The following is a 21,104-nucleotide window of genomic DNA, read 5'->3' as shown; positions in this document are numbered from 1 at the left end:
TGTACATCGGGTATGCTCACGAGCTGACATTTGCCACCAATATTCTGCTGACATCCCTACTGATTATTTACAATCTGTTGCTCTGCCAGCTGGTGTCTCTGCGTGCTCGCCGTTCGAAAGATGGTTACATCATCTATCCAGTGATATGTGTCAGTATTTTGCTCTGTGCCGTGGTATTGTTCCGTTTCATCATATCGCCCAGATAGTGACTGCTCACCGACTTGCTGCTTATTAATCACTTTCTGTTTTTTCAGCAATAACTCTTGGAAAATCAACCCACTCAATCCGCGGTATGCAATTGCTGCGTCAATATGTTCCCTCTGTCCCATCTCCTTGCTTGAAAAGCCCCCTGCACGTCCTTAAACTTCAAGGTGGGGAAAAGTGGATCAAAGTGGTTTTTAGAGGGGCAATCTGCCTGCTCACTCACCTTCAGGGACTGCAATTTGTTGCGTGGCGCTCATGCCATCAGCCTGGACAGTAAAGGGCGGCTGGCAATTCCGACCAAATTCCGTGATTGGCTGCGCGACGAAAGCGACGGCCAGCTGGTCTGCACCATCGATATTGCCCATCCCTGTCTACTGCTTTATCCCCTGAATGAATGGGAAGAGGTCGAGCGCAAGCTCAAAACTCTCTCCAGCATGAATCCGCAAGAGCGCCGTTTGCAGCGCCTGCTGCTGGGACATGCAACTGAATGCGAGCTGGATGGCAATGGCCGTCTGCTGCTCAGTCAGCCACTGCGCAACCATGCGGGGCTGGACAAGAAAATCATGCTGGTGGGCCAGCTCAACAAGTTTGAGCTGTGGGATGAAGCCCGCTGGCAACAACAGGTCAATGACGACATCTTGGGTCTGCCCGGGGACGATTGGGCAAGCTCACCACGACTACAGGATTTCTCTTTATAAATGACCCAAGCCGCTGAACACATCACAGTGCTGCTGCACGAAGCCGTTGAAGGTCTGGCCATCAAGCCGGATGGTGTCTACGTCGACGGTACTTTTGGCCGTGGTGGTCATTCTCGTCTGATCCTGCAGCACCTTGGCCCCAATGGCCGCCTGATCGCCATCGACCGCGACCCGCAGGCGATCGCCGAGGCCGCCAAGATCCAGGATCCCCGTTTCGAAATCGTGCATGGCCCCTTCTCCGGCATCGCCTCCTATCTGGATGAGCGCGGTTTGCTGGGCAAGGTGGATGGCTTCCTGCTGGATCTGGGGGTCTCTTCACCCCAGCTGGATGATGCCGAGCGCGGCTTCAGCTTTATGAAAGATGGTCCGCTCGATATGCGGATGGACCCCACTTCCGGTCAGAGCGCTGCCGAGTGGCTGGCCAAGGCCGATGTGGATGACATCGCCTGGGTGCTGAAGACCTTCGGTGAGGAGCGTTTTGCCAAGAAGATCGCCCGTGCCATCGTGCACGACCGCGTGACCGAACCTTATGTGCGTACCCGTCAACTGGCGGAGATGATTGCCCGGGTCAATCCGAGCAAGGAGAAGGGCAAGCATGCGGCAACCCGCAGCTTCCAGGCCATTCGCATCTATATCAACAGCGAGCTGGACGAGATCGAAACCGCGCTCAACGGTGCATTGGACGTGCTGGCACCACATGGCCGTCTGTCGGTTATCAGCTTCCATTCGCTGGAAGACCGATTGGTGAAGCATTTCATCCGCAAGCACGAGAAGGGGCCGGAAGTGCCTTACGGCATTCCGTTGACCGAGGCCCAGCTGGCTGGCGGTCGCAAGTTGAAGTCGGTCGGCAAGGCGCTCAAGCCTTCTGATCATGAAGTATCTGAAAACAGCCGGTCACGCAGCTCGGTGCTGCGGGTTGCCGAACGGTTGGCGGAGTAAGCGATGAGCGAAGTGCGTGTTCATCTGGCCAAGGAGATCGTTGCCGATCTCTGGCGGCACAAGCTGCAGATTTTTCTGTCGGTCGCCGTGCTGGTGACCGCGTTTGCCGTGATCCTGGTGACCAACATGACCCGTGGTCTGACGGCCAAGCAGAACGATCTGATGGCGGAAGAGGATCGCCTCAATATCGAATGGCGCCACCTGTTGCTGGAACAGGGCACCCTGGCTGAACACTCCCGGGTGGCGAGTCTGGCGATGGACAAGTTGCAGATGGGTCGTCCGCTGGTGACCACCGAGAAGGTAATTACCCAACCATGAAACGCAAGGCTACAGCCAAAGCTGCCAAAGCGAATGTCAAAGCGCCATCGATCTATCCGTGGCGCTTTCGCACGCTTGCGGTGTTTATCGGCATCGCGTTTGTGGGTCTGATCCTGCGTCTGGCCTGGATCCAGGTGATCAATCCGGATCGTCTGCGTCAAGAAGGGGACATGCGTTCCCTGCGTACCACCTCTACCCAGGCGGTGCGCGGCATGATCACCGATCGCAACGGCGAGCAGCTGGCGGTTTCTGTGCCGGTCGAAGCTGTCTGGGCCGATCCCAAGACGGTGCATGAATCTGGTGCCATCAATAATGAGCGAGCCTGGCTGGCTCTCTCCGCCGTGCTCAAGCTCGACATCAATACCCTCAAACACCGCATCGCCAACCCCAGCAAACGCTTCGTCTATCTGCAGCGTCAGGTTACTCCTGCGGTGGCGGAATATATCAAGGGGCTCAAGCTGGGTGGCATCTACCTGCGCCCCGAAGCGCGCCGCTTCTATCCGACCGGCGAGATCAGCGCCCATCTGGTGGGGGTGACCAACATCGATGGCAGCGGTATTGAAGGGATTGAGCGCAGCTACAACGAGTGGCTGACGGCGACACCCGGCGAAATGCGGGTACGAAAGGATCGTCAAGGTCGCGTCATCGAGCGGCTTGGCATCGTCAAAGAGGGCAAGAACGCCAACGATCTGCAGCTTAGTATCGATCAGCGGGTGCAGGCTCTGGCCTACCGTGCCCTCAAGCGGGCAACCGACGAGAACAAGGCGACCTCCGGCTCCATGGTGATGCTGGATATCAAGACCGGTGAAGTACTCGCCATGGTCAACACCCCCTCCTATAACCCGAACAACCGCGGCCAGTATCAGAGCTTCCGGGTACGCAACCGGGTGGTGACCGATACCTACGAGCCGGGTTCGACCGTCAAGCCATTGATTTTGCTCAGTGCCTTGCAGGCAGGTGTCACCAGCTGGAAAGATTTCATTCCCGGTGGTCCGCTCTTTATCGGTGCCAAGCAGATCAAGGACGTCAGTATCCACAAGGCGACCAACCTCTACGATATCCTGCGTTACTCCTCCAACATCGGTATGTCGCGCATCGCGCTGCGGATGCCGGCGCAGGAGATGATCAATACCCTCAGCATGTTCGGTTTCGGCATGGATACCGGCAGCGGGCTGATGGGCGAGAGTAGCGGCATGTTGCCCCAGCGTCGTCGCTGGTCCGATATCGAGCGGGCAACCCTCTCGTTTGGTTATGGTCTGCGGGTCACCCCGCTGCAACTGGCTTCCGCCTATGCCACTCTGGCCAATAAGGGCAAACGGGTGCCGCTCTCCATCGTCAAGGTGACTACGCCGCCCAAGGGTGAGCAAGTTATTGATCACAACAACGCCGCTGCCATGTTGCAGGCGCTGGAGTACGTGGTCGACAACGCCATTCCAAAAGCCAAGATCCCGGGCTATCGGGTCGGTGGCAAGAGTGGTACCGCCAAGGTCGCCGTCGCCGGTGGCTATGGCAAGGATTACATGGCCTGGTTTGCCGGTTTCGCACCCGCCAGTGATCCCCGTTTCGTCATGGTGGTGGTGATCAACGAGCCAAAAGGCAGCGCCTACTATGGCGGCGCCGTGGCGACCCCACCGTTTGCAGAGGCCATGGGCGGGGTGCTGCAGCTCTTCAATATTCGTCCCGATGCGGTGCCGCCAGCGGTGCCCACCAAACTTGCCCGTACGGAGGCTTCTCTTGTCCCGCGCACTTGATGCATTACTGCGCCCCTTCGGTATCCAGGCGCCGGCGCTCACCCTGACCGATATCCAGCTGGATAGTCGGCGGGTTGGCCCCAGCTCGCTCTTCGTGGCCATTCGCGGCCATCAGGTGGATGGCAGACGGTTTATCGAACAGGCGGTGGCTCAGGGAGCGACCGCTGTTGTGTTTGAGGAGGATGGTGAATTTATCCCACCATCGACTCCGGTTCCCTGTATCGGGATGCGGGATCTGCCCGCTCACCTCTCTGCTCTTGCAGGTTATTTCTACGATCAGCCAGCCCAAAAATTGGATCTGGTCGGGATCACCGGCACCAATGGCAAGAGCACTACGGCGCTGCTGGTCGCCAACTGGCGCACCCTGCTGGGTGGTAAAGCGGGCGTGATGGGCACCATCGGCAATGGCCTGTTTGGCCATCTGATCGAAGCGGAAAACACCACCGGCAGCGCCGTGCAGGTGCAAGCCAATCTGGCTGCGCTGCAAGAACAGGGCGCGGATCTGGTGGCGATGGAGGTCTCCAGCCACGGTCTGGTACAGCACCGTGTGGCAGCTTTGCCCTTTGCCGCTGCCGTTTTCACCAATCTGAGCCGGGATCACCTCGACTACCACGGCACCATGGAAGCCTATGGCGCGGCCAAAGAGCAGCTGTTGCAGCTGGTCGATGAGTCGAATGCAGTGATCAACCGCGATGACGAGCTGGGTGCCAAGTGGCTCGAAAAATACCCGGCAGTGGTGGCGTTCAGCGTTAATGGCCCGATTGAACAGCATTCTGGTCGTCAATTAACGGCGCAGCAGCTCGATTTTCACCAGCAAGGTTTTCGCGCGCAGATTAACTCCAGCTGGGGGAATGGTGTATTATCCGCCCCCTTGCTCGGGCGCTTCAACGTCAGCAATGTGCTGGCCGCGATGGGCGTGATGCTGGTGCTCGGTTATGACTTCAACGAGCTGCTGGCAACTGCCCCGAAATTGCAACCAGTGACCGGTCGCATGGAGTGTTTCGGCGGTGGCGATACGCCGCTGGCGGTGGTCGATTACGCCCACACCCCGGATGCGCTGGAGAAGGCATTGCAGGCCCTGCGGGTGCACTGTACAGGCCAGCTCTGGTGTCTGGTCGGTTGTGGTGGCGACCGCGATCGCGGCAAGCGCCCCATGATGGCCGCCATGGCCGAGCAGTATGCGGATCGCGTGATCCTGACCGACGACAATCCCCGTACCGAGGAGCCGGCCCGGATCATGGCCGACATGGTGGCGGGTCTTCGCGATCCTGCTGCGGTGCAGGTGGAGCATGACCGGGTCAAGGCGATTGCGCTGGCCATCGGTCAGGCGAGCAAACAGGACATCATCCTGGTGGCCGGTAAGGGTCACGAGGATTATCAGATCATTGGAACCGACAAGCGGCACTACAGCGACCGGGAAACCGTTGCGGCCGCCTTGCACACATTATTGGAGTCATTCAAATGATGACCCTCAGGCTTGCCGAGCTGGCTCAGGTACTCGATGCCCGTCTGATTGGTGACGACGGCGAGATCACCGTCGTCAGTACCGACACCCGCACTCTGGGCGCGGGTGCCCTGTTCGTTGCCCTGCGCGGCGAGCGCTTCGATGCCCACGATTTTTGCGAGCAGGCCGTTCAGGCAGGGGCCTCTGCCCTGCTGGTCGAGCGTGAGCTGCCGCTGGCCATCCCCCAGCTGGTGGTGACCGACAGTCTGAAAGGACTGGGCCGACTCGGCAAGCTGGTACGCGAGCGCATCAACCCGAAAGTGCTGGCCATTACCGGCAGCTGCGGCAAGACCACGGTGAAGGAGATGGCAACCGCCATCCTGCGCAACGAAGGGGAAGTGCTGGCCACCGCCGGCAACTTCAACAATGAGGTGGGCGTACCGCTCACCCTGCTGCGCCTCGAACCGCAACACAAGTTTGCGGTGATGGAGCTCGGTGCCAACCATCCGGGCGAGATCGCCTGGACTACTTCACTGGCCAAACCCGATGCCGCCATCATCAACAACGTGGCGGCGGCCCATCTGGAGGGCTTCGGCTCGCTGGAAGGGGTGTTCCACGCCAAGAGTGAAATCTTTGAGGGGCTGAGCGAGGGTGGCACCGCCATCGTCAACGCCGACAACGAATTCTGGCCGAAGTGGCGTGAGCGTGGCATTCAGTGCGCCTTCTCTATCGAAGATCAGAGTCAGCCGTTCCACGCGCGCAACCTTGTACTCAACGGACAAGGTTGTGCCGAGTTCGTGATGGTAACCCCGCAAGGCGAGCTGAGCCTGACTCTGGCGATCCCGGGTCGCCACAACGTGGCCAACGCACTGGCTGCCGCCGCGGGCTGTCTGGCCCTCGGCGCATCCCTCGATTCCGTCAAGGCGGGGCTGGAACAGATGGCGCCGGTCAAGGGGCGCTTCTGCGTGCAGCGCTGGGGTGGTCTGACTCTGGTGGATGATACCTACAATGCCAGCGTGGAATCCGTGCTGGCGGGCATCGATGCCCTGACCGCCATGGGTGGTTTCAAGGTGCTGGTGTTCGGTGATATGCGGGAACTGGGTGAGGAGTCTGCCGAGCAACACGCTCGGGTTGGCCGTCATGCCCGCGAGCGCGGTCTGGATGCCGTGCTGACAGTGGGGGAAGAGAGTCGCCACACCGCAGATGCAGCGGTTGGCCGACATTTCGATAACAAGGCGTCGTTGTTTGAAGTGCTTGCGCAAATGATAAATACACATCAGGAAATTTCGATTCTGGTCAAGGGGGCACGTGGCTCCCGCATGGAAGATATCGTCGAGATGGTCAAAGGCCATCAGGAGTCAGCCACATGCTAGTCTGGCTGGCCGAACTGCTCACCCCGCACTTCACCTTCTTCAACGTCTTCTCCTACCTGACGTTTCGCGCCATCCTGTCGATCATCACCGGACTGGGGGTTGCCCTCTGGATGGGGCCGCGCCTGATACGTCGCCTGCAGATCCTGAAATTCGGTCAGGTGATCCGCAACGACGGTCCCGAGTCCCACCTCAGCAAGCGGGGCACCCCGACTATGGGTGGCCTGATGATCATTGCGGCGATTTTCACGTCTGTGCTGCTCTGGTGCCGCCTCGACAACCCTTATGTCTGGCTGGTGCTGTTTGTGCTGGGTGCCTATGGCGCCATCGGCTTTGCCGACGACTACCTCAAGGTGGTGCGCAAGAATACCGACGGCCTGATCGCGCGCTGGAAGTATTTCTGGCAATCAGCGGTAGCGCTGGCGGTGGCTGTGTTCCTCTATGCGACCGCAACCCATGAGGGGCAGACCCAGCTGGTGGTGCCTTTCCTCAAGGATGTGATGCCGCAGCTTGGCCTGATGTTTATCGTGCTGACCTACTTTGTCATCGTCGGTACCTCCAATGCGGTCAACCTGACCGACGGTCTCGACGGCTTGGCCATCATGCCGACCGTGATGGTAGCGGGGGGCTTTGCTCTGATTGCTTGGGCTACCGGTAACGTCAACTTTGCCAGCTACCTGCACATTCCCTACGTGCCCTATACCTCCGAACTGGTGATCGTCTGTACCGCCATCGTCGGCGCGGGTCTGGGTTTCCTCTGGTTCAACACCTATCCGGCGCAGGTCTTTATGGGGGACGTTGGTTCCCTGGCGCTGGGCGGCGCGCTCGGTACCATCGCCGTGTTGGTCCGTCAGGAGTTCCTGTTGGTGATCATGGGTGGCGTCTTCGTGATGGAGACTGTCTCGGTGATCCTGCAGGTGGGTTCATACAAACTGCGCGGCGTGCGGATCTTCCGCATGGCGCCGATCCATCACCACTACGAGAAGAAGGGCTGGCCGGAGCCGCGCGTCATTGTGCGCTTCTGGATCATCACCCTCGTGCTGGTGCTGCTGGGTCTTGCCACCCTGAAGGTGAGGTAAGGCCATGGTCATCATCATCGGATTGGGCAAAACCGGGCTCTCCTGTGTCGACTACTTCCTCGGCCGTGGCGTGACGCCACTGGTGATGGATACCCGCGCCAACCCGCCCGGCAAGGATCAACTGCCGCCGGAGGTGGAGCTGATCCACGGGCTCGACGAGGCGCTGCTCAAGCAGGCGCACATGATTGTCGCGAGCCCGGGTATCGCGCTGGCGACCCCCGAACTGAAAGCGGCTGCCGAGTGTGGCGTGCAGATCGTCGGTGATATCGAGCTGTTTGTGCGCGAGACCCAGACCCCGGTCATCGCCATCACCGGCTCGAACGGCAAGAGCACCGTCACTACCCTGGTGGGCGAGATGATTGCCGAAGCCGGTCTCAATGTCGGCGTGGGCGGCAATATCGGTACACCGGCGCTGGAGCTGCTCAAGCAGCCGATGGATCTCTGCGTGCTGGAGCTCTCCAGCTTCCAGCTGGAAACTACTCACAGTTTGCGTGCTGCCGCCTCCGTGGTGCTGAACCTCTCAGAAGATCACATGGATCGTTATCAGGGCATGGCCGACTATCGTGCCGCCAAGATGGAGATCCATCAGCACTCCAAACACATTCTGGTCAATCGTGACGATGCTCAGACCCTGCCCGATGTGGGTCAGGTGTGGCAGAGCTTTGGTCTCGACTGCAATGGCTATGGCCGTTGCCTGCTGGATGGCCGCTACTGGTTGACGTTGCACGGTGAACCACTGCTGGCGGTAGACGAGATGAAGATCGTCGGTGCCCACAATCAGGCCAACGCGCTGGCCGCCATGGCGCTGTGCGATGCGGTCGGCATTCCTCGTTCGGCTCAGCTTACCGTGCTGCGTCGCTTCGAGGGCTTGCCCCATCGCGCCCGCTTCGTGCGCGAGGTAAACGGGGTGCGCTGGATCAACGACTCCAAGGCCACCAACGTGGGAGCCACGCTGGCTGCCGTTGCCGGTGTGCGCGAGTCGGTCAAGGGGCGCCTGCTGCTGCTGGCCGGTGGTCAGGGCAAGGGGCAGGATTTTGGCCCGATCCAGGCGCTGCTGGGCAACCAGATCGATCACATGTACTGCTTCGGTCAGGATGCCGAGGTGCTGCTGGCACTGGGCGAGCAGACCGAACGGGTGGCCGATCTGGCCGCTGCGGTTGCCAAAGCGGCGGCCGATGCCAAGCCCGGTGACTGGGTGCTGCTGGCGCCAGCCTGTGCCAGCCTCGATCAGTTCAAGTCGTTCGAGGTGCGCGGCGATCGCTTCACCGAGATGGTGCTGGCACTATGAACGCCCTTCGCGCAGCAGCAGGTTTGTTCCAGCGCTGGCTGTTACCGGCGCGTCCTGCCGGTCTCTACGATCGGCAGCTGGTACTGCTGGCGCTCTCCCTGATGGCGGTCGGGGTGGTCATCGTGGCCTCGGCGTCGATTCCCGAGGGGATTGCGCTGGGGGATGACCCCTTCATGTTTGTGAAGCGTCACGCCCTGTTTCTGGTGATGGCGCTCGGTATCTCCTGGTTTGTGTTGCAGGTGCCGATGGCGCGCTGGCAACAGCACAACGGCCCCATGCTGCTGCTGGCGATCTTGATGCTGGTGCTGGTGCTGCTGGTGGGCCGCAACGTCAACGGTGCGGTGCGCTGGTTGCCGCTCGGCCCCTTCAACCTGCAGCCTGCCGAGTTTGGCAAGCTGGCGCTGTTTGTCTATCTGGCCGGCTATCTGGTGCGGCGCCAGAGCGAAGTGCGTGAAGCCTGGATCGGCTTCCTGAAACCGCTGGCGGTGTTCGGGGTGCTGGCGGTTTTGCTGCTGTTGCAACCTGATCTGGGTTCTACCGTGGTGATGTTCGTTACCTCGTTTGGCATGCTGTTTCTGGCCGGTGCCCGACTGGGGCAGTTTTTGACCCTGATCGGCGCGGGCCTCGGCTCGGTGGTGATGCTGATCATCGTCGAGCCCTACCGGATGCGGCGGGTGACCTCCTTTATGGATCCCTGGGCCGATCCATTCGGCAGCGGCTACCAGTTGACCCAGTCGCTGATGGCGTTTGGTCGTGGCAGCTGGTTTGGCGAAGGGCTTGGCAACTCCATCCAGAAGATGGAGTACTTGCCGGAAGCGCATACCGACTTCGTGTTTGCGATCCTCGGTGAAGAGCTGGGTTACGTCGGGGTGCTGGGCGCTCTGTTCCTGATTTTTGCGCTGGCGGTCAAGGCGCTCAAGCTGGGGCATCGCGCGCTGGTGGCAGAGCGGCTCTATGACGGTTATCTGGCCATCGGCATCGGCATCTGGTTCAGCTTCCAGACCTTCGTCAACGTCGGCGCGGCCAGCGGCATGATGCCGACCAAGGGCTTGACCCTGCCGCTGGTCAGTTACGGTGGTTCCAGTCTCATCATCATGTCGGTGGCGGTGAGCATGTTGATTCGAATCGATTTTGAGTTGCGTCAGGCGACAGCCCAGGCGCGCGTGCGGGAGGTTTAGTGAGCAAGACTCTGTTGGTGATGGCGGGTGGTACCGGTGGGCATGTGTTCCCCGGTCTGGCCGTGGCCGATCGCCTGAAGGCCCAGGGCTGGACTGTCCACTGGCTCGGCACTGCCGACCGGATGGAGGCGGAGCTGGTGCCCGCCCACGGTTATCCCATCTCCTTCATCGATATTCAGGGAGTTCGTGGCAACGGCATCAAGCGACTGCTGGTGGCGCCCTATCGCATCGTCAAATCGATCCTGCAGGCGCGTCAGGTGCTCAAGACCGTTCGTCCTGATGTGGTGCTCGGCATGGGCGGTTTTGCTTCCGGCCCGGGTGGCGTGGCGGCCTGGTTCTCCGGCATCCCGTTGCTGCTCCATGAGCAAAATGCTGCTGCAGGCATGACCAACAAGCTGCTGGCCCGTATCGCCAGGCGGGTGCTGATGGCATTTCCGGGTGCCTTCGCGCCGAGCCGTCGCACCGCCGTGGTGGGTAATCCGGTGCGTCCCGAAGTGGTTGCCCTGCCGGATCCACAACTGCGCAGCGGAGCCGAGCCACTGCATCTGCTGATCGTGGGTGGCAGTCTGGGTGCGCGGGTGCTCAACGAGCAGGTACCTGCTGCGGTGGCAGCATCCGGCGTGCCCATTGAAGTGCGTCACCAGTGTGGCAAGGGCAATGCTGAGGCCGTCTCTGCTGCCTATGCCCAGCACGGCATCAATGCCGAGGTGAGCGAATTTATCAAGGATATGGCCAGCGCCTACGCCTGGGCCGACCTGGTGGTCTGCCGTGCTGGTGCCCTGACCGTTTCCGAAGTGGCTGCCGCCGGTGTGGCCGCCATTTTCGTGCCGCTGCCCCATGCGGTGGATGATCACCAGACCCGAAACGCCTTGACCCTGGTCGACGGCGGTGCGGCCGAGTTCCTGCCCCAGTCCGAGCTGAATACCGCATCGCTGGCGGCGCGTCTGACCTGGCTGGCTGGTCGCAGGGAGACCCTGTTTAACATGGCGAAAGCGGCTCGCCGCGTCGCCATCACCGATGCGGCCGAGCGGGTTGCAGATGAGTGCAAACAGCTCGCAACCGGGCAGCGTGGTAAAGATTGATGAGCAAGGTTGCAGCGGTGACACCGTGCAGCCTTGTACCTGTATGTATTGATGCCGCCGTGCAGCCGCGCTTTGACGGCGCATGGCCTGCGGCAGACTAAAGAGACGATTATGACCAAGGTTGAACTGGCAAAACTGCGTACTGTGATCCCCGAAATGCGCCGCGTGCGTCGCATCCACTTTATCGGCATCGGTGGTGCCGGTATGGGCGGGATTGCCGAAGTGCTTGCCAACGAAGGGTATCAGGTAACGGGTTCTGATCTGGCTCGCAACGCCGTGACCGAGCGGTTGGCCGGACTGGGCGCCCACATCTTTGTCGGCCACAGTGCCGAACACGTTGAGGGTGCCAGCGTGGTGGTGGTCTCTACCGCCATCAAGCAGGACAACCCGGAGCTGCTGGCCGCCCGCGAACTGCGGATCCCGGTGGTGCGCCGCGCCGAGATGCTGGCCGAGCTGATGCGTTTCCGCCACGGTATCGCCATTGCCGGTACCCACGGCAAGACCACCACCACCAGTCTGGTGGCGAGCATCTATGCCGAAGCCGACCGCGACCCGACCTTCGTCATCGGTGGCTTGCTCAACAGTGCCGGCACCAATGCCCGACTGGGCAGCAGCCGCTACCTGATCGCCGAGGCGGACGAGAGTGACGCCTCTTTCCTGCATCTGCAGCCGATGGTCTCTATCGTGACCAACATCGAAGCGGATCACATGGATACCTACGGCGGTGATTTCTCCAAGCTGAAGGCCACCTTCATCGAGTTTCTGCACAACCTGCCCTTCTACGGACTGGCGGTGGTCTGCATCGATGATCCGGTGATCCGTGGCATGTTGCCCGAGATTGCCCGTCCGACCTTGACCTACGGTCTCTCTGACGATGCCGATGTGCAGGTGCTGGATTTTGTCCAGACCACCAACCACAGCTGCTTCCGTGTTCGCCGCAAAGAGGCGGGTGAGCTGCAGGTGACCCTCAATTTGCCGGGTATTCACAACGCATTGAACGCCGCAGCGGCGATAGCTGTCGCGACAGAGGACGGTGTTAGCGATGAGGCCATCATCTCTGCACTGGCCAAATTTGAAGGGGTCGGTCGTCGCTTCCAGCAGTATGGCGAGTTTGAAACCGGTCGCGGCAAGGCGATGCTGGTGGACGATTACGGTCACCACCCGAGCGAAGTGAAGGTCACGATCAATGCTGCCCGTGCCGGTTGGCCCGAGAAGCGTCTGGTGATGGTGTTCCAGCCGCACCGTTATACCCGCACCCGCGACCTCTACGAGGACTTCGCCGATGTGCTCTCCAAGGTAGACGTGCTGGTGATGCTGGAGGTTTATGCTGCCGGTGAGGAGCCGATCCCGGGCGCTGATGGACGGGCACTGTGCCGCTCCATTCGCTCGCGCGGCAACCTGGAACCCATCTTCGTCGCCACGCCAGATGACGTGCCAGCCGTGCTGGCCGACCTGATCGGCGAGGGGGATTTGGTGCTGACTCAAGGCGCCGGGAACGTCGGGGCGCTGGCCCGTCGTCTCGGAGAGATGAAATTGAGCATAGATAGCATGAAATCTGGCGCCTGAGGGCCCAATGAGTATTTTGACCGCCAAGCCGGGGCCTATATAATGGCGAACCGGTCTGTCAAAGGCCGGTTTAGCGCGTTACACGGGGATCGATCGGGTGGAGGCAAGGGCACAGGGGCGCACCAAGGGTGGCTTCATCGCAGGGGTAGCGTTTTTCCTGCTGGTGATATGGGGCTGCTACCGGACGGCGCTGGATGTTAAAGGTTGGCTGACAGATGCCAACCGGTTGCCCATGAGCGAGCTGTTGCTGCAGGGGCAACACCAGTATTTGCAAACCGAAGAGCTGCGGGTGGCCGTGCTGGATGGCGCCGAGCTGCGCAACTTCTTCGAATTGGACGTCAACGAATTGCAGGCAAGGCTCAATGCCTTGCCATGGGTGGCCTCGGTCTCGGTACGAAAGAAGTGGCCGAACAAGATCAAGATCTACCTCACGGAACAAGATGTGGCGGCGCGCTGGAATGGCAACCGCTTCGTCAACACCCAGGGCAAGGTATTCAGTGCCCCGGATCGGGTCAAGACGCCGCTGTTGCAGCTGTCAGGGCCGGATGACCAGGCCGCCCGGGTGTTGAAAGAGAGTCGGCAGTACGAGTCGCAACTGGCTGCCAAGGGATACAAGTTGCTGGGGGTGAATCTGACCCCCCGCCATGCCTGGGAACTGACCCTGGATGGCAATATCAAGCTGTTCCTGGGACGCAATGACATTGCGCTCCGGCTGCAGCGGTTTATCGATGCCTTCCCGGTTATCGAACCCCGTGCGCAAGTAGCCTACGTGGATCTTCGATATGACACCGGAATGGCAGTTGGCTGGAAGAAGAGCGAAGAGAAAGTGCATGACCAACACCGCAGATAGGAATTTGATTGTCGGACTGGATATCGGCACAACCAAGGTGGCGGTTCTGGTCGGGGAAGTATTGCCGGACGGTGAACTGAACGTCATCGGTATGGGCAGTCACGCTTCTCGCGGAATGGAGAAGGGCGGGGTCAATGACCTCGACTCCGTGGTCAAGTCACTGCGCCGCGCGGTGGAAGAGGCCGAGATGATGGCAGATTGCCAGATCAGTTCGGTCTATCTGGGGTTGTCCGGCAAGCATATTGATTGCCGCAACGAGACCGGTATGGTGCCCATCTCCGATGAAGAGGTGACTCAGGAGGATGTGGACAACGTGATCCACACCGCCAAGTCAGTTCGCCTCTCCGATGAGCTGCGCGTGCTGCATGTGCTGCCTCAGGAGTTTGCCATCGATTATCAGGAAGGGATCAAGAATCCGGTCGGCCTCTCCGGTGTACGGATGGCGGCCAAGGTGCATCTCATCACCTGCCATAACGACATGGCTCGCAACATCGAGAAGTGTGTCGAAAAAGTGGGTCTGCGAGTCGATCAGCTGATCTTCTCCGCGCTGGCCTCCAGCTACGCGGTGCTGACCGAAGACGAGAAAGAGCTGGGTGTCTGCGTGGTGGACATCGGTGGTGGCACCATGGATATGTCGCTGTTTACCGGCGGCGCCCTGCGCCACACCAAGGTGATCCCGTACGCTGGCAGCACTGTGACCAGCGACATCGCCTACGCCTTCGGCACGCCGCCGCTCGACGCGGAAGCGATCAAGGTGCGCTACGGTTGCGCCCTCGGCCGTCTGGTCAGCAAGGAAGACAATATTGAAGTACCCAGTGTCGGCGGTCGCCCGGCGCGCAGCCTGCAACGGCAGACACTGGCTGAAGTGATTGAGCCCCGTTACACCGAGTTGCTCTCCATGGTGAATGATGAGCTGGTGCGGGTACAAAGCGAGTTGAAAGCGCAGGGGGTCAAGCATCAGCTGGCAGCCGGTGTGGTCTTGACCGGCGGCGCTGCCCAGATTGAAGGCATTGTGGAGTGTGCAGAGCAGATCTTCCAGAGCCAGGTCCGGGTGGGAGAGCCCATGAACATACGTGGTTTGAGTGATTACGTGCAAGCACCGGTGTACTCGACTGCGGTCGGGTTGCTGCAATATGGCCGCACCCATCAAGCCACAGGTAGCAACAAAGAATATGCCGCCAAGGCAAGCGTCGGTGGCCTGGTAAAACGGGTTAGCAACTGGCTGCGTGGCGAGTTCTAAGAATTTTGCTGAGTCAGGCAAATAAAGCGGAGAGACAACATGTTTGAATTTATGGATAGCCACACTGACGAAGCCGTCATTAAAGTGATCGGTGTAGGTGGCGGCGGCGGTAACGCTGTCGAGCACATGGTTCGTCAAAATATTGAGGGTGTTGAGTTTATTACCGTCAACACCGACGCCCAGGCACTGCGTAACTCCAGCGCCAACACTACCCTGCAGATCGGCGGTGGCATCACCAAGGGTCTAGGTGCCGGCGCCAATCCGGAAGTGGGTCGTGATGCGGCCATGGAAGATCGCGAAGCGCTGCGTGAGCTGCTGACCGGTTCCGATATGGTGTTCATTGCCGCCGGTATGGGTGGTGGTACCGGTACCGGTGCTGCGCCGATCGTGGCCGAGGTGGCACGCGAGATGGGCATCCTGACCGTTGCTGTAGTGACCAAGCCGTTCTCCTTCGAAGGTAAGAAGCGGATGGGCTTCGCCGCGCACGGTATCGAAGAGCTCTCCAAAAACGTCGACTCCCTGATCACCATCCCCAACGACAAGTTGCTGAAGGTGCTGGGTCGCGGTATCTCCCTGCTGGACGCCTTCAAGGCGGCCAACGATGTACTGCTTGGCGCGGTACAGGGCATTGCCGAGCTGATCACCCGTCCAGGCTTGATCAACGTCGACTTCGCGGACGTGCGTACCGTGATGCGTGAAATGGGTACCGCCATGATGGGTACCGGTTCCGCCTCCGGCGATGACCGTGCCGAAGAAGCGGCCGAGAAAGCTATCTCCAGCCCGCTGCTGGAAGATGTGGATCTGGCTGGTGCCCGTGGCATCCTGGTCAACATCACCGCCGGTATGGACATGACCATCGAAGAGTTCGAAACCGTGGGTAACGCGGTCAAGGCCTTCGCTTCCGAGAACGCCACTGTAGTTGTGGGTACCGTAATCGATCCGGAAATGCACGACGAGCTGCGTGTGACCGTGGTTGCTACCGGTATCGGTGCCGAGCGCAAGCCGGACATCACTTTGGTCAAGAGCAGCCAGGTGCAAGAGCGCCCGGTGCGTCAGCCGCTGGTTAGCGACATGATGCAAGGCCGTGTGATGGACGAAGCCCCGGCCAAGGTGGTCAACGCCGAGCCGCAAGCTCGTCGTGAACCGGATTACCTGGATATTCCGGCGTTCCTGCGCAAGCAAGCTGACTAAGCCTCTTATGGCTCTCGTTTGTTTGTTGTTCAAGGAATGTGCTAAGATGGCCTGCCAACGACCATCTGGTCCGGATTTTAAGCTGTTTAGGGTACACCCATGATTAGACAAAGAACCTTGAAAACGAGTGTACAGGCGACCGGTGTCGGCCTGCATTCGGGCCGGAAAGTCACCATGACGTTCCGTCCGGCGCCTGTGAACACAGGGATCGTTTACTTGCGTACCGACCTGAATCCTGTGGTGGAGCTGCCAGCCAATGCCGATCAGGTGCGCGATACCGTGCTCTGTACCGCTCTGGTCAACGAAGCCGGTGTCCGTGTCTCTACCATTGAGCACCTCTCTGCCGCGCTGGCCGGGATGGGGATCGACAACCTCTACGTTGAGGTTGACGCACCCGAGATCCCGGTAATGGACGGCAGTGCGCATCCCTTTATCTACCTGCTGCAGGAAGTCGGGATCCGTGAGCAGAATGCTGCCAAGCAGTTTGTGCGGATCAAGAAGAGCATCCGGGTTGAAGACGGCGACAAGTGGGCGGAATTCCACCCCTATCGCAACGGCTTCAAGATGGATCTCGAGATCGATTTCCAGCATCCGGTCTTTGAAGGGCGCAATCAGCGTTGCGTACTGGATTTCTCCGGTGCCTCCTTCGTGAAAGAGATCAGCCGTGCCCGTACCTTCGGGTTCATGCGCGATATCGAGTACCTGCGTTCCCAGAACCTGGCGCTGGGCGGAAGCCTGGAAAACGCCGTGGTACTGGACGACTATCGGGTGCTGAACGAAGACGGTTTGCGTTATGAGGACGAGTTCGTCAAGCACAAGATGCTGGACGCGATCGGTGACCTCTATATGTGTAACCGCAGCATCATCGGTGAGTTCCGTGCCTACAAGACCGGACATGCCCTGAACAACAAGCTGCTGCGTGCCTTGCTGGCCGAGCAGGAGGCTTGGGAACTGGTGACCTTCGAGGGTGAGGGCGACAAAGCGCCTATCGCTTACTACGATAACGGTCTGGTTCTGGCCTGATAGCTGTGCAACGGAACGTCGGTCCTCTCTCCGCACCGACGTTCCGTCATTTGTTTACTCCATCCTTTAATACCGATTATCTCCCGGTTTTATTTCCCGTGCAGGCTCCTGGCCGCACCTGACCGAGCAGACTGATTTCTATGAGCATTACCCTGATCCTCCACGGCAAGCAGCGACGCAAGTTGCACCTGCCCAAACAACGTCTGGCCTGGGTCGGCGGTATTCTCTTCTCCCTGTTGGCCCTTGGTGGTGGTTGGCTCTGGCAGAGCTGGCACCAGAAAATGGAGGCGCTGGAAGTGGCGCTTGCCGTTGCCGAGCAACAGTCCGTCGACCAGAGTGGCGATGAAGCCCGTGAACAGTTGGCAATGCTGGCAGCTCAGGTGGGCACCATGCAGGGCCAGCTTGGCCGTCTCAATGCCCTCGGCGAACGATTGACCGAGCAGGCCGATCTCGATCCCGACGAGTTCAATTTCAAAGAGCTGCCCCCCATGGGCGGCCCTTCTTATGATGAAGAGCTGGAAGTGAGCCTCAACGAGCTGCAAGCCTCGATGAAACACCTCAGCCAGCAGCTCAGCAGCCGTGAAGAGCAGCTGTCGGTACTTGAATCTTTCATCATGAATCACCATATCACCGATGCCGGTTTTATTTCCGGCACGCCAGTCAAACAGGAGCGAGTTTGGGTCTCGTCCGGGTTTGGTGGACGGGTCGACCCGTTCAACGGGCGTGCCAAGATGCACAAAGGGGTCGATTTCCGTGGCAAACCCGGAACCCCGATTCTGGCTACCGGGCCCGGCATTGTCAGCTGGGCGGGCCGTCATCCGGAATTTGGCAATATGGTGGAGATTAATCACGGCAATGGCCTGGTCACCCGCTATGCCCACAACTCCAAGTTGCTGGTCGAGGTGGGCACCCTGGTTGATCAGGGTCAGAAGATTGCCTTGATGGGACGCACCGGTCGCGCGACTGGGGTCCATCTGCATTACGAAGTGTTGAAAGATGGTCGTCAGGTCAACCCCGCACGCTTTCTCAGTGCCAGACGGGGTTAGGTTTTTTTCTTCAGGTTCCAGTGACGGAACGCTTTTATAACCAGAAATAGTTGGTACCCATGATTAGCACACTGCTTACCAAGATTATCGGCAGCCGGAACGACAGAACGCTCAAGGCTTTGCGCAAAATTGTAAAACAGATCAATGCCATGGAGCCGCAGTTCGAGGCTCTCTCCGATGCCGAGTTGCAGGCCAAAACGGCTGAATATCGTCAGCGTATCGAGCAGGGTGAGACCCTGGAGCAGTTGCTGCCGGAAGCGTTCGCGACCGTGCGTGAAGCCTCCAAGCGGGTGTTTGGCATGCGCCACTTCGACGTGCAGCTGATCGGCGGCATGGTGCTGAACTCCAACCGCATCGCGGAAATGAAGACTGGTGAAGGTAAGACTCTTACTGCGACTCTGCCAGCTTACCTGAACGCCCTGAGCGGCCGTGGTGTGCACGTGGTAACGGTGAACGACTATTTGGCCAAGCGTGATGCGGAGGCGAACCGCCCGCTGTTCGCCTTCCTCGGCATGACCGTCGACTGCAACGTGCCCGGTATGGATGCGTCCCAGAAGCGTGATGCCTACGCTGCCGACATCACCTACGGTACCAACAACGAATTCGGTTTTGACTACCTGCGCGACAACATGGCGTTCTCGCCGGAGCAGCGGGTACAGCGTCCGCTCAACTACGCGCTGGTGGATGAGGTGGACTCGGTGCTTATCGATGAAGCCCGTACTCCGCTTATCATCTCCGGCCCAGCCGAAGACAGCTCCGAGCTCTATATCCGCGTCAACAAGTTGATCCCGCTGCTGGTCAAACAGGACAAGGAAGACACCGAAGAGTACACCGGTGACGGTCACTACACGGTGGACGAGAAGAACCGTCAGGCCCTGCTGACCGAAAACGGTCAGATCTTCGTGGAAGAGCTGCTCAAGAAAGAGGGGCTGCTGGACGAGAACGACTCCCTGTTCTCCGCCTCCAACATCAGCCTGCTGCACCACGTCAATGCCGGTCTGCGTGCTCACACCCTGTTCGAGCGCAACGTGGACTACATCGTCCAGAAAGACGAGATCGTCATCGTCGACGAGCACACCGGCCGTACCATGCCGGGTCGTCGCTGGTCTGATGGTCTGCATCAGGCCGTTGAAGCGAAGGAAGGGGTGAAGATCCAGAACGAGAACCAGACGCTGGCATCCATCACCTTCCAGAACTACTTCCGTCTCTACAACAAGCTGGCGGGGATGACAGGTACTGCGGATACCGAAGCCTTTGAATTCCAGCAGATTTATGGCCTGGATACCGTGGTTATCCCGACCAACAAGCCGATGGTGCGCAAGGACATGGGCGATCTGGTCTACCTGACCGCCAATGAGAAGTATGCCGCCATCATCGAAGATATCCGTCAGTGCGTGGCCAAGGGCCAGCCTGTACTGGTTGGTACCGTCTCTATCGAGAACTCCGAGCTGCTCTCCGGCATCCTGACCAAAGAGAAGATCCCGCACAAGGTGCTGAACGCCAAGTTCCACGCCATGGAAGCGGAGATCGTTGCCCAGGCCGGTCAGACTGGCGCTGTCACCATCGCGACCAACATGGCCGGTCGTGGTACCGACATCGTGTTGGGCGGTAACTGGCAGGCAGAGATTGCCAAGCTGGAGAACCCGACCAGCGAGCAGATTGCCGAGCTGAAAGCCGCCTGGCAGGTGCGTCACGATGCAGTGCTGGCCGCCGGTGGTCTGCACATTATCGGTACCGAACGTCACGAGTCCCGCCGTATCGATAACCAGCTGCGCGGCCGTTCCGGTCGTCAGGGTGACCCGGGCTCCTCCCGTTTCTACCTCTCCATGGAAGATACCCTGATGCGGATCTTCGCCTCCGATCGCGTGACCGGCATGATGAAGAAGCTGGGCATGGAAGAGGGCGAAGCCATCGAGCACCCGTGGGTCACCAAGGCGATCGAAAACGCCCAGCGCAAGGTGGAAGGTCGCAACTTCGACATCCGCAAGAGCTTGCTGGAGTTTGATGACGTGGCCAACGATCAGCGCAAGGTGGTCTACGAGCAGCGCAACGAGCTGCTGGATACCAACGACATTTCCGAGACCATCCACGTTATCCGTGACGACGTCTACGGCGCGGTGATCGACGAGTACATCCCGCCCCAGTCTCTCGAAGAGATGTGGGATGTGCCGGGTCTGGAAGCACGCCTGAAGGCCGACTTCGCGCTGGATCTGCCGCTGCAGCAGTGGCTGGCGGAAGATGACAAGCTGTATGAAGAGAAGCTGCGCGAGCGCATTCTGGACGAAGCCACCAAACTCTATGCCCACAAGGAGGAGCTGGTCGGCAAAGAGGTGCTGCGCAACTTCGAGAAGGCAGTGATGCTGCAAACCCTGGATGGCCTGTGGAAAGAGCATCTGGCCGCCATGGATCACCTGCGTCAGGGCATCCATCTGCGCGGCTACGCCCAGAAGAACCCCAAGCAGGAGTACAAGCGCGAATCCTTCGATCTGTTCACCCAGATGCTGGAAACCCTCAAGCGCGACGTGGTCAGCATCCTGAGCCGTGTTCAGGTGCAGGAGCGCGATGTAGAGGCGATGGAAGAGCAGCAGCGCCAGCAGGCGGAAGCCGCTCCCCGCACCTATACCCACGCCGCCGCTGAGAGCCAGCTGGCCGATGAACAGGCCGCAGGCGAAGAGGGGCACATCACCTTCGTACGTGACGAGCAGAAGGTCGGTCGCAACGATCCCTGCCCGTGCGGTTCCGGCAAGAAGTACAAGCACTGCCACGGTCAGTTGACCTGATCGACGCTATGCCATAACAGGCGGGCCAAGTGCCCGCCTTGTTATTGGTGGCAACAA

Annotated in this window: 18 protein-coding genes; 17 read left to right on the top strand and 1 reads right to left on the bottom strand. The window is 59.7% G+C overall.

Annotation, left to right across the window (positions count from 1 at the left end; all coding sequences use genetic code 11):
* Window positions 1-56 precede the first annotated feature (56 nt).
* Window positions 57-329 carry a hypothetical protein gene (locus AB5Z09_RS19455; RefSeq protein WP_368196027.1) on the bottom strand — a complete coding sequence of 91 codons (273 nt, stop codon included), beginning with the start codon at window positions 327-329 and terminating at the stop codon, window positions 57-59.
* Window positions 330-443: 114 nt separating this feature from the next.
* Here AB5Z09_RS19455 and mraZ point away from each other — a divergent pair, with 114 nt between their 5' ends.
* From mraZ to secA, 17 genes are all read left to right on the top strand, one after another.
* Window positions 444-902 carry a division/cell wall cluster transcriptional repressor MraZ gene (gene mraZ, locus AB5Z09_RS19450; RefSeq protein ID WP_013723406.1) on the top strand — a complete coding sequence of 153 codons (459 nt, stop codon included), beginning with the start codon at window positions 444-446 and terminating at the stop codon, window positions 900-902.
* Window positions 903-1,841 carry a 16S rRNA (cytosine(1402)-N(4))-methyltransferase RsmH gene (gene rsmH, locus AB5Z09_RS19445; RefSeq protein ID WP_047438668.1) on the top strand — a complete coding sequence of 313 codons (939 nt, stop codon included), beginning with the start codon at window positions 903-905 and terminating at the stop codon, window positions 1,839-1,841.
* A gap of 3 nt (window positions 1,842-1,844) precedes the next feature.
* Complete coding sequence (gene ftsL, locus AB5Z09_RS19440; protein ID WP_005336166.1) at window positions 1,845-2,159, top strand: cell division protein FtsL; 315 nt, start codon at window positions 1,845-1,847, stop codon at window positions 2,157-2,159.
* Window positions 2,156-3,910, top strand: a complete 1,755-nt coding sequence (locus AB5Z09_RS19435) for a peptidoglycan glycosyltransferase FtsI (RefSeq protein ID WP_019444792.1) — start codon at window positions 2,156-2,158, stop codon at window positions 3,908-3,910. The genes ftsL and AB5Z09_RS19435 overlap by 4 nt, the downstream gene beginning before the upstream one ends.
* Window positions 3,843-5,375: a UDP-N-acetylmuramoyl-L-alanyl-D-glutamate--2,6-diaminopimelate ligase gene (gene murE, locus AB5Z09_RS19430; RefSeq protein WP_368196026.1), complete on the top strand. Its 1,533-nt coding sequence runs from the start codon at window positions 3,843-3,845 to the stop codon at window positions 5,373-5,375. Before AB5Z09_RS19435 ends, murE begins: the two co-directional genes overlap by 68 nt.
* Entirely contained in the window at window positions 5,372-6,727 is a 1,356-nt protein-coding gene (gene murF / locus AB5Z09_RS19425) for a UDP-N-acetylmuramoyl-tripeptide--D-alanyl-D-alanine ligase (protein ID WP_368196025.1), read from the top strand. Before murE ends, murF begins: the two co-directional genes overlap by 4 nt.
* A complete protein-coding gene (gene mraY, locus AB5Z09_RS19420; RefSeq protein WP_005356635.1) occupies window positions 6,721-7,803 on the top strand; it encodes a phospho-N-acetylmuramoyl-pentapeptide-transferase in 1,083 nt (360 codons plus the stop codon). The genes murF and mraY overlap by 7 nt, the downstream gene beginning before the upstream one ends.
* Before the next feature lie 4 nt (window positions 7,804-7,807).
* On the top strand, window positions 7,808-9,091 hold the full coding sequence (gene murD, locus AB5Z09_RS19415) for a UDP-N-acetylmuramoyl-L-alanine--D-glutamate ligase (RefSeq protein WP_042079680.1): 1,284 nt from the start codon (window positions 7,808-7,810) through the stop codon (window positions 9,089-9,091).
* The gene (ftsW, locus tag AB5Z09_RS19410; RefSeq protein WP_005336154.1) at window positions 9,088-10,269 is read left to right on the top strand and encodes a cell division protein FtsW; all 1,182 of its coding nucleotides are present in this window, start codon (window positions 9,088-9,090) and stop codon (window positions 10,267-10,269) included. The genes murD and ftsW overlap by 4 nt, the downstream gene beginning before the upstream one ends.
* Window positions 10,269-11,351, top strand: coding sequence for an undecaprenyldiphospho-muramoylpentapeptide beta-N-acetylglucosaminyltransferase (murG, locus tag AB5Z09_RS19405; RefSeq protein ID WP_043821958.1), 1,083 nt, complete (start codon window positions 10,269-10,271; stop codon window positions 11,349-11,351). Before ftsW ends, murG begins: the two co-directional genes overlap by 1 nt.
* A gap of 111 nt (window positions 11,352-11,462) precedes the next feature.
* Window positions 11,463-12,917: a UDP-N-acetylmuramate--L-alanine ligase gene (gene murC / locus AB5Z09_RS19400; RefSeq protein ID WP_005336150.1), complete on the top strand. Its 1,455-nt coding sequence runs from the start codon at window positions 11,463-11,465 to the stop codon at window positions 12,915-12,917.
* A 97-nt stretch (window positions 12,918-13,014) separates the two neighbouring features.
* The gene (locus AB5Z09_RS19395; protein ID WP_368196024.1) at window positions 13,015-13,767 is read left to right on the top strand and encodes a cell division protein FtsQ/DivIB; all 753 of its coding nucleotides are present in this window, start codon (window positions 13,015-13,017) and stop codon (window positions 13,765-13,767) included.
* Window positions 13,748-15,007: a cell division protein FtsA gene (gene ftsA / locus AB5Z09_RS19390; RefSeq protein ID WP_005336148.1), complete on the top strand. Its 1,260-nt coding sequence runs from the start codon at window positions 13,748-13,750 to the stop codon at window positions 15,005-15,007. The genes AB5Z09_RS19395 and ftsA overlap by 20 nt, the downstream gene beginning before the upstream one ends.
* Before the next feature lie 39 nt (window positions 15,008-15,046).
* Window positions 15,047-16,198, top strand: a complete 1,152-nt coding sequence (gene ftsZ, locus AB5Z09_RS19385; RefSeq protein WP_005336147.1) for a cell division protein FtsZ — start codon at window positions 15,047-15,049, stop codon at window positions 16,196-16,198.
* Between the two features lie 99 nt (window positions 16,199-16,297).
* Entirely contained in the window at window positions 16,298-17,221 is a 924-nt protein-coding gene (gene lpxC / locus AB5Z09_RS19380; RefSeq protein WP_005336146.1) for a UDP-3-O-acyl-N-acetylglucosamine deacetylase, read from the top strand.
* A 140-nt stretch (window positions 17,222-17,361) separates the two neighbouring features.
* Entirely contained in the window at window positions 17,362-18,267 is a 906-nt protein-coding gene (locus AB5Z09_RS19375) for a M23 family metallopeptidase (RefSeq protein WP_005355107.1), read from the top strand.
* Window positions 18,268-18,326: 59 nt separating this feature from the next.
* On the top strand, window positions 18,327-21,047 hold the full coding sequence (gene secA / locus AB5Z09_RS19370; RefSeq protein WP_236271768.1) for a preprotein translocase subunit SecA: 2,721 nt from the start codon (window positions 18,327-18,329) through the stop codon (window positions 21,045-21,047).
* The last annotated feature ends 57 nt before the right edge of the window (window positions 21,048-21,104 follow it).

The organism is Aeromonas sp. R2-2 (genome assembly GCF_040908355.1).
In the GTDB taxonomy this organism is placed as follows: domain Bacteria; phylum Pseudomonadota; class Gammaproteobacteria; order Enterobacterales; family Aeromonadaceae; genus Aeromonas; species Aeromonas veronii.
The sequence above is the reverse complement of the archived record's forward strand: the minus strand, read 5'-3'. Positions and strand labels throughout refer to the sequence as shown.